Source organism: Rhodococcus sp. CX, from assembly GCF_015865005.1.
Lineage (GTDB): Bacteria > Actinomycetota > Actinomycetes > Mycobacteriales > Mycobacteriaceae > Rhodococcus.
This window is the reverse complement of sequence record NZ_JADZGH010000138.1, coordinates 1-2,178: the sequence shown is the minus strand read 5'-3', so window position 1 is coordinate 2,178 and position 2,178 is coordinate 1. Positions and strand designations below refer to the sequence as shown.

General features: G+C 69.2%; 1 protein-coding gene and 1 pseudogene. One reads left to right on the top strand and one right to left on the bottom strand.

The genetic code is table 11. The annotated features are described in order from the left end of the window. On the bottom strand, positions 1–1,518 hold a 1,518-nt coding region (locus I0Q12_RS14670; protein ID WP_197252606.1), incomplete at its 3' end, for a condensation domain-containing protein. A gap of 461 nt (positions 1,519–1,979) precedes the next feature. Between I0Q12_RS14670 and I0Q12_RS14665 the strand changes: the two are divergent. Further along, a pseudogene (locus I0Q12_RS14665) lies at positions 1,980–2,178 on the top strand (hypothetical protein); the annotation flags it as partial.

The window sequence follows — 2,178 nt, the reverse complement described above, 5'->3', positions numbered from 1 at the left end:
CGCGCCGCCCCCGGCGAGGTCGGTGAGGGCGGGCAGGTCGGCGGGGATCGTCACGTCGAGTTCGGCGGTGCCGGACGGCTGGGCGGGACGGCGCCGCAACGCGGGCAGTTCCAGCCGTTCCGGGGCGCCGGCGAGGGTGCGTTCCCAGAACGCGGCGGTGGCGGCGGTGCGGCGGACCCGCCGGCCGATCGCGGCGGACTCCGGGTGGATCCGGTCCACCGCGGTGCCGGCGGCGGCCCGCACGAAGTCGTCGAGCAGCGTCACGAACCGCTCGTGGTGGATCCGCAGCTCGTCCTCGTCGTACCGGTTCGGGTTGCCGCGGAAATCGACGAACGTGCGGGCCGGGGTGCCGGACTGGTAGATGTTCACCAGCAGGTCCTCGACGGGACCGGAGGTCATGATGTGGAAGTCGCCGCGCAGCGGGCCGAGCTGGATCCGCTGATCGAACAGCATGATGTTGATCTGCGGCCCGGCGTACCGGCTGCTGTCCCCCGCCGCCCCGGTTTCGCGGCGCACGTCCTCGAGGCTGCACCGCTGGTGCCGCAGCGCCCCGGTCAGTTCGAGCTGCGCCCGGCCGACGAGGGCTTCGCGGGTGTCGTCGGGGTCGACGCGGATGTGCAACGGCACCGTGTTGACGAGCATGCCGCCGGACCGCCGCACCAGCGCGGTGGTGCGCGCCGACACCGGCAGGTTGACGACCACGTCGTCGTGGCCGGTCAGGCGCGAAAGGTAGGTGGCGAACGCGGCGACCAGCACCGCGCTGGAGGAGGACACGGTGCTGGTTTCGGTGGCGGTCAGATCCCGCACCAGCTCCTCCGGCAGCGCGGTGCCGGTCAGGGCGCTGTGCGCCGCGACCGGTCCGGTGCGCCGGGCCAGGGTGGTACCGGCGTCCATGCCGGCGACCCGGCCCACCCAGTAGTCGCGGTCGGCGACGAAGCGGCTGGACTCGCGGTAGTCGCGGTCCCAGTCGTAGAGGGTGCGCAGGTCCGCGGCGCGGGCGGGTTCGGGATCGCGGCCTTCGAACGCCGCGGTGTACAACTCGGCGATGCGGTTGACCACCGTCATGGCCGCGTAGCCGTCGAGGGCGACGTGGTGAATCCTGCTGTACCACAGGTAGTGCCGGTCGGCGACCTGCAGGATGGTCATGTTCACGAGCGTGTCGCGGGCCAGATCCACCGGGGTGGCGTAGTCGGCGTCCATCCAGGTCCGGGCCGCGGCGAGCGGATCGGGTTCGTCGCGGAAGTCGAGCACCGGGATGTCCTGGTTTTCCAGGGCGGGGTCGACGAACTGGTGGGGTTCGCCGTCGACGTCGATCACCCGCAGGAAGGCGGACTGGAATTCGGCGCCGGCGGTGCGGCCGGCACGCCGCAGCAGATCGATGTCGAGGTCGCCGTGCAGATCGACGTATTGGGCGATGCAGATCGGGACGTCGGGTTCCAGTTGCTGAGCGAACCAGATCGAGCGTTGCGCGGAAGATAGGGGGAAGGCTTCCGACGGCGTCTGCTGAGCGTCTCGCAACAGAAATCTCCCCTCAAGAAAGCGATTCCGGTACGGGCCTGCTCGTCCCCCGACCAATGGCAGGTCCGACCTCGTCGAATCGACGGTGGTGTTGCTCTCTCTCGTTTCGATCGTCCGCTCGCCGGTGATCGTGTCAAGGCGGAAATCCGGCGTGGACGCTCCTCAAGCTAGACCATTGCCGAACCACACGACGCAAAACCGGCACGGGAATTCCGGACCCTCACGGAGCCCGAAACAAAACCGATATCCGAATCCGACATACCGAGTGCATTTACCGTCATGTCAGCGGTTTGATGTCACCATTCGATAGCGATTCGATCACTGCACGATCTCCGGATACGAATTGTCGGTTCTGTTACTGGATGTAACGCGAATTCACCGAGTGGCCGGTCCCCACCCCGTTATTCTCGGGCGCACCGGACAATCCCCACGCACGCCCGCGCGACCCGAAGGAGCACGAGATGCCGCGTCGCTGGACCGTTCGATCGCTCTGCACCCTGTTCGCCGCGACCGCGGCCGTCGCCCTGCCCGCGCACGCGAGCGCGCAGCCGGCGCCACCCGGACTCACCCCCGACGACCTGCGCGTCGCCGCCACCGCCGACTCCCCCGACGCCGCCGCAGCCGATGCCGAAGGTCGGCGCCGGTTCCATGAACGGCTGG